This window comes from Microcoleus sp. K1-B1, assembly GCF_036704705.1.
Lineage (GTDB): Bacteria > Cyanobacteriota > Cyanobacteriia > Cyanobacteriales > Microcoleaceae > Microcoleus.
On the sequence record NZ_JAUBSH010000074.1, the window covers coordinates 21,174 to 28,391 of the forward strand.

5 protein-coding genes are annotated in these 7,218 nt (G+C 49.2%); 3 read left to right on the forward strand and 2 right to left on the reverse strand.

Features of this window, described 5'->3' with window-relative positions; translation table 11 throughout:
- Positions 1 to 36 precede the first annotated feature (36 nt).
- Complete coding sequence (gene rodA, locus QUA83_RS22470) at positions 37 to 1,296, forward strand: rod shape-determining protein RodA (RefSeq protein WP_333295940.1); 1,260 nt, start codon at positions 37 to 39, stop codon at positions 1,294 to 1,296.
- A 14-nt stretch (positions 1,297 to 1,310) separates the two neighbouring features.
- On the opposite strand, the gene QUA83_RS22475 is transcribed toward rodA, so the two are convergent.
- Together QUA83_RS22475 and QUA83_RS22480 are read right to left on the reverse strand one after the other, a co-directional pair.
- Positions 1,311 to 1,517 (reverse strand): hypothetical protein, encoded by a 207-nt coding sequence (locus tag QUA83_RS22475; RefSeq protein ID WP_333295942.1) that lies wholly within the window; start codon positions 1,515 to 1,517, stop codon positions 1,311 to 1,313.
- A 403-nt stretch (positions 1,518 to 1,920) separates the two neighbouring features.
- Positions 1,921 to 3,285 (reverse strand): proton extrusion protein PcxA, encoded by a 1,365-nt coding sequence (locus QUA83_RS22480; protein ID WP_333295943.1) that lies wholly within the window; start codon positions 3,283 to 3,285, stop codon positions 1,921 to 1,923.
- A gap of 52 nt (positions 3,286 to 3,337) precedes the next feature.
- Here QUA83_RS22480 and QUA83_RS22485 point away from each other — a divergent pair, with 52 nt between their 5' ends.
- A complete protein-coding gene (locus QUA83_RS22485; protein ID WP_333295945.1) occupies positions 3,338 to 5,548 on the forward strand; it encodes a recombinase family protein in 2,211 nt (736 codons plus the stop codon).
- 379 nt (positions 5,549 to 5,927) lie between these two features.
- A partial coding sequence (locus QUA83_RS22490) for a calcium-binding protein (RefSeq protein ID WP_333295947.1) occupies positions 5,928 to 7,218 on the forward strand: 1,291 nt, incomplete at its 3' end.

The following is a 7,218-nucleotide window of genomic DNA, read 5'->3' on the forward strand; positions in this document are numbered from 1 at the left end:
TAATCTAAAATCTAAAATCTAAAATCTAAAATCCTCATGTTGCAGAGAATACAAGTCAGAAACCGCTGGAAATCAATTTTCAAACCCTGGGAAGAAGCAGACCCTTGGCTGTTTGGCGCTTGCATCGCCCTCACCATCTTCGGGGGAGTCATGATCCGCAGCGTCGAAATCAACCAGGGGCTGATCGACTGGTGGCGGCACTGGGTAACTGGGGCAGTCGGTTTGTTCCTCGCCATCATCATTTCCCGCTGCCGTTACCAAACACTACTTGAGTGGAAATGGCCGATTTACATATTAATCAATTTGTCGCTGATTGCAGTGCGGTTTATCGGTACTACAGGGCTCGGTGCCCAGCGGTGGATCAACATCGGTGGCTTCTACCTGCAACCCTCAGAATTTGCCAAAGTAGGCATGATTGTCACTTTAGCAGCTCTGCTGCACGACAAGACTGTCCCCACGGTGGGTAATATGTTGAGGATGCTGGCGATTATGGCTGTACCCTGGGGATTGATCTTTGCCGAACCAAATTTAGGTACTTCCTTAGTCTTCGGCGCGATCACAATGGGGATGTTTTACTGGGGTAATGTCAATCCCGGCTGGCTAATATTGCTATTTTCTCCTCTCATCTCAGTTCTCCTCAATAACCTGTATACACCGATTTGGGTAGCCTGGGTAGTTATTGCGGGTATTATCGCTTGGCGAACCCTGCCTTGGCCCTGGTTGGGGACTTTCGGTGCTGTGTTGGTGAACGTTGTTTCTGGACAAGTCGGACAGCTTTTTTGGAATGTACTCAAGGATTATCAAAAAATGCGTCTGACAGGGTTTTTAAACCCAGAGAAAGATCCTTTAGGCAGCGGATATCACTTGATTCAATCTCGGATTGCTATTGGGGCCGGGGAACTCAAAGGCAGGGGTTTGTTTCAGGGAACGCAAACTCAGCTTAACTTTATTCCCGAACAGCATACAGACTTTATCTTTTCAGCTATTGGCGAAGAATTGGGGTTTATTGGCTGTATTTGCGTGCTGTTGGTGTTCTGGATAATTTGTTTCCGGTTGGTAACGATCGCTCAAACTGCTAACGATAATTTTGGTTCTTTGCTGGCGATCGGCGTACTGTCAATGTTGATTTTTCAGGTGTTCGTGAATATTGGGATGAACATTGGCTTGGCGCCGGTTACGGGCATTCCACTGCCTTTCCTGAGTTACGGGAATGCGTCGCTGCTGAGTAATTTTCTCGGCCTGGGGCTGGTGGAGGCGGTGGCCAGCCAGCGACAGCGCAAGAAGCGTTGGAATTAGGTCATTGGTAATGGCTAATGAGTTTTGGGAATGCGATCGCCCTTTTGATTTCTTTCGAGAGATTCTGCGGGCGATCGCATTTTTTGTCTATCGGCCAAGGCGCATCTAAATTTTATATTGAGTCCGGTTGCACCGTCTGTGATGGTTGACTGTTGACTGTTAACTGTTGACTGTGAGTCTAAAAAAATGAAAATTGCGTGGATATTTGTTGGCAGCTTCATTCGACTTTACGCCCGACGATGAAGCGCGGATTTGATATCATTCCGGCGCAGCCGGAATTGATATTACGCTTCCTGAGCGGAGCCTTTATGACTGTCAAGTTTGATAAAATTCTTGTGGCGCGCGCGCGAGAACACGCAAAAAAATAAAATTTAGAGGCCAAACAGCTTAAGTATATCAACTTAATTAAACCACTCCTGACGCAAAAAATAAATTGTTTTATGCGCTATGGGTAAGCCACTCTCTGTGCAGTCGAGGCCCTACTGAGGACGTTATTAATGCCTAAAACCCTTCCTATTATTACATCTTTTTCTCCTTCTTCCTTCTTCCTTCTTCCTTCTTCCTTCTTCCTGACATCCGTTACATCCGTTACAAAATCCGTTGCCGAACTTCCTTCGCCTCTGATTATTCGTTCATATTCTTGTACGTAGCAACAGCCGAAGGCGAACTCCGGTTTAAATAACGAAATATCCAATACTTAAATACCGTATCCAAGATCACTGGAAACGTTGCAATGAACAAAAATATGAACTGCCTATTTTCTGGCAGTCCCAAATGCCTCGATACACCTTCGAGAACTACTTCCCAACCATGAGGCGAGTGGAATCCGACAAACACATCTGTAAACAAAATAATTACGAAAGCTTTCGCACTGTCACTGAGGCCGTAAATCACATCGTCCATGAAAGACTTTAAAATCTCAATCTCTTTCTTGTTAGTGACGATAATCGCGGCAAAGGCAATGAAGGAAATCAAATCGGAAAAAATATTTTTAATGGCTCCCCCACTTTCAGAGCGGTATTCCTCCGCTAGTTCAACTGCTTTCGCGGCAATCATCTTTTCCGTTTCCTCTAAAGAAAGCGAGGGAGCAGTGCCTATTAACCTTTTAAATTTGAGGCTTTGCTCAAATCTCTCCAGTTCTTGGAATGCTTCTTCTTCCAGGTTAACATTTATGAAAAGTGGAGCATTTTCTTGACCTCTAAAATGGTCAACTATTGGGCCGACTAGAAAGTTTTTGGAAATTTGATTCGTCAACAGCGGAACTAAAATCAAAAGCAAAATAAACCTGAGAGAAATAATTGTTTTTACTTTGGAATTGCGAAAATTCTTGACTACTTCTTTTTCAGCTCCAGGGTCTAAATCTTTAGTGATTCGATTCAAAGTACCCAAAAGCGATCGCGGTAATAAATTTACTTCTTCATAGTTAGTGTCAACCTCACCATCGTGAATTTGAACAGAATTAGCTGAACCTTTATTTTTGGGGTCAGGTGGAGAGCTGCTATTTGTAGATTTTGCCTGCACATTTACTGAACTGACAACCGGAACAATTGCCGTCGATCTACTATTATTAATATACTTGTCGATGACTCCATCAATAAACTCTAGCTTCTCAAATATAAGGGATTCTCTATCTTTATTGTTGAGATGTAATCCGTGCTGGTGATGATCAGCGCTGTGCCCCGTTTTCGGTTTTGCCCCCACTCGCTCCGGCAGTTCCAAAAAAGAACGGCTAGCATTAAACTCAACCATTCGGGTTTGGATGACCTTGAGGTATTTTTCCAGTTCGGATTTAAAGTAAGAAAGTGTGCTTTGTCCGTAATCTCCAGATCGCTCAGAGATTCCTTGACCGCCAAAATGCTCGTCTTCGATCGCCTTAATTGCTAACGCAGCATCGTAGGCTTGTTCTAGGGCCCTCTCAGGCGTTTCTCGATACCATTGGTGAAGGCTGTAGAGATATTTTACAATCCTGTGCCACGGAGAAGTATTCATAGCTAAAGCTTGTTAGTTGGCTGTAGACATTATTGATTAAAGTATTCATGGTATGGTAACAAATTTACATAAATTGGGAACTGCCACTGAGGATTCTGTTTGGATTGTCGGATCTGCCCGCAGTGGCAAAACCACTCGTTTAGTCGAGCAGTTCTGCATTTGGAGCCAAACTGTCAAGCCCTTGCCCACAACAGTTTCAGGGCGATCGAGTTCCGGGCGGCGGCGGGCTGGACAAACTGCCCCAGCAATTTTAGTCTTAGCAGCTAACGGAGACAACCGGCTAGAATTAGCCGATCGCATCGCCGTCGCTACCGAAGGAAAATATACCTTTCACTCCACAACACCCTTCGGTTTTTTTGAGCAGGAGGTATTGTTATTTTGGCCCCTCCTAGTTCAGTCGCTGGATTTGAGGGCTCAATTTCCCCTACGGCTGCAACCTGAAACAGAACTGGAACTTGCCGCGAGACTCTGGCGTCGCGAATTAGACGAAGGGATTTTGCAAAAAACAGGGGTAAGTCCAAACCGAATGGTGCGTCGAACACTAGACTTATTACAACTGGCTGCTGTCAGCGGTACGCCGAGAGAAGAGATTCCCAGCATTCTGGAACAGGGATTTGCTGGTGACGGCGGCTCGACCAACCTGTGGACTAGCATGGGAGAGTTGCTGGAAAGGTGGCGGGAATGGTGCTTGACGCGGGGGCTCCTGACTTACGGGATTGTTTGCGAACTCTACTGGCGCTATTTGTTGCCGGATGTCAGTTACCAGCAGCATTTGGCCTCTAGATACCAAGCTGTGATCGCAGACGATGTTGACGATTATCCGGCGATAAGTTGCCATTTGTTCGATCGAATGCTCGACCAAGGTGCAGCGGGGGCGTTCTCCTACAATCCAGATGGAGGAGTGCGTTTGGGCTTGGGGGCTGACACGGAATACCTAGCCCAACTCGAACACCGCTGTCAAAGTGTGGAAAATTTGGACGCAAAAGCGGGTTTAGCCGCAGAGATTGGAGATTTAGCGGTAAGTTTAGCAGTTAATTCTGAGGGTTTTTATCCTTTAGGCTTGAGTTTGCCCGGATCAGTTCGATCGCTCCAAACTACTTCCCGGGCTCAACTGCTGCGAGAAACCGCCGAAATCATCGTGGATGCGGTGAAGTCACAAGCCGTGGAACCGCAGGAAATCGCCGTAATTGCCCCTGGGATGGATGCGATCGCCCGTTACAGTTTAACGGAAATTCTCGCGCGAGATGGTATCGCCGCCGTATCTCTCAACGATCAGCGGCCGCTCTCGACTACCCCAGAGATTCGAGCTTTACTCACTTTGTTAGCCTTAGTTTATCCGGGACTCGGCCGTTTAGTCGATCGAGACGGCACAGCCGAAATGCTGGTAGTGTTGGGCAGCCAGAAACACCGTTCATTGGAAACAGAAGATTCCAACTCGATGTTCAATCTAAAATCTCAAATTCACAATCAAAAATCGATCGACCAAGTGAGGGCAGGTTTAATCGCCGATCACTGTTTTTGCCCAGATATCGATCGACCTCAATTGCTGCCAATTACAGCCTTTCCCCGGTGGGACAGAGTGGGACACCGAGCAGCCAGGGCCTACGAGCACATTGTCGAGTGGATCGAACAACAGCGATCGCAACAGCAGGAGCGGCTGTTGCCGAGTCCAATTGCCCTACTCGATCGAGCCATCCAGAAATTTCTCATGAACGACAGATACCTGCCCTACGATCGGCTAGCAGCCCTGCGCGAGTTAATGGAAACCGCCACCCACTACTGGGAAATCAACGGGCGAATGCAGCGCGTAGAACCAACAAACGGCGGCGACTCAGAAACGATCGCCCGGTTCATCCAGTTGTTGCGCCAAGGAACCGTCACCGCCAACCCCTTTCCAGTGCGTCCAGAAGGCCCAGCAGCCAGAGCCGTCACCCTCGCCAACATCTTCCAGTACCGCAGCAGCCGCCGCGCCCATAAATGGCACTTTTGGCTGGATGCCGGCTCGCCCCTGTGGCTGAGCGGCGGTGCGGCGACATTATTTGGCGCTCCCTTATTTTTGCGATCGCAACAGGGGCGTCCCTGGGAAACCGAAGAGGAAACGGCGGCCGACCAACAGCGACTGCGGCGAATTCTGCTAGATTTGTTAAGTCGCTGTTCCCTGCTTTACCTTTGCCACAGCGAACTATCTGTCAGTGGACAAGAACAAACCGGGCCGCTTCTGCCCCTAATTAACAGCTCTGTTTCTTGTCAGCAGTCAGCATAAGGCATTCACTTCTGCAGGCAAGAGGCACATCTGTATTCCGCATCCAACATTCGGAAAGAAAAAATTATGACGGCGAAGATTTTTATTTTTTCTGATTCTGGATAAATACACCGGGCTCACTCCCAGCCCGACTTCTAGGTTCTATCGAAATGGCGCGATATTAAAGTATACCCAACATAGGCCTCAAAACGTGCAATCATTAATATTTTGAGATCAAAAGATGCCCCGCTTAAAAAATATCTATAGCCGTGGCAGTTTTGATTTAGTATGTTAGAAATGATGGGGTTATTAATCAATTTTAAGCCAGATTTGTGGCAACAAACTGATACTAATCAGTTCTTAAAGTTAATCGGGATCGTCGTTTAAAGGAGCCAAAATAATGCCAAGTGCAGTGCCAGTAATAATTATACCACCTCCAACACCAACACCAGAACCAGAACCAGAGACGCCAACACCAGAACCAGAACCAGAGACGCCAACACCAACTCCGACTCCGACTCCGACTCCAACACCTCCAACACCTCCCTCCGGGGACGACACAATTGGCGACATAGACGACACAGGGGGCGGAGGCCAAGGTACCTCGCCCGGAATCATCGGCGGCGTAGTCCGCGGCGGAGAAACCAACGACTCCTTAGTTGGCAGTCCCGGGCCCGACGTGATTTCCGGGCTGCAAGGCAACGACAACCTGCAAGGAGCCGACGGCGACGATTTAATATTCGGGGCCGAGGATGACGACGTGCTGTTCGGCGGGCCCGGGAACGACGTTCTAGATGGCGGTTCAGGACTCGATACCCTGTACGGAGGCAAAGACAACGACTCCCTCGACGGGGGAAATAACCCTGACGTGCTGTACGGCAATGACGGCAACGACACGGTAATCGGAGGCGAAGGCAGAGACACGGCTTACGGCGGCAAAGGCAGCGACAGCTTGCGTGGCGGTTCTGGCGACGATAGCTTTTTGGGCGATCGAGGCGACGACATCGTGTGGGGCGACCAAGGTAACGACTCGCTCTTCGGCGGCGATGGCGAAGACTTGGTATTTGGCAACGAAGGAGGCGACTGGCTTTACGGAAACGCCGGCGGGGATACATTTTTTTCCGGCGACGGCGACGACATCGTATTCGGCGGTGACGGCGACGACATCGTGGACGCCGGTGCTGGCAACGACGTGATTTGGGGCGAAGCAGGCAAAGACGTAGTGGCAGGAGGCGAAGGCAGAGATGTCTTCGTCATCGGTGCCTTCAGTTCCCCCAGTGGCAGCAGTAGCGACGGTACGAACCCGGCATTTCTCACCACAGGCGGCCCCGATCTCGCCGATGCCGACATTTTCACAGACTTTCGCCAAGGCGAAGATTTAATCGGGTTAAGTGGCGACCTCAAGTTTGAAGATTTGGTAATCTTCCAAAGCACTGAGACCAAAGCCGGCAGTACGATTATTCGCAACGGCGTCAGTGGCGACTTTTTAGCAGTATTGCCCGGAGTAGACAGCAGAACCCTAGGGCGAAGCTCATTTGTAATTGCCCCCACAGTTCCCGGCAGCGCAACTCCGCTTCCCCTACCGACGCCGACAGACAGTCCGACGCCGACAACCAGTCCGACGCCGACAACCAGTCCGACGCCGACAACCAGTCCGACGCCGACAACCAGTCCGACGCCGACAACCAGTC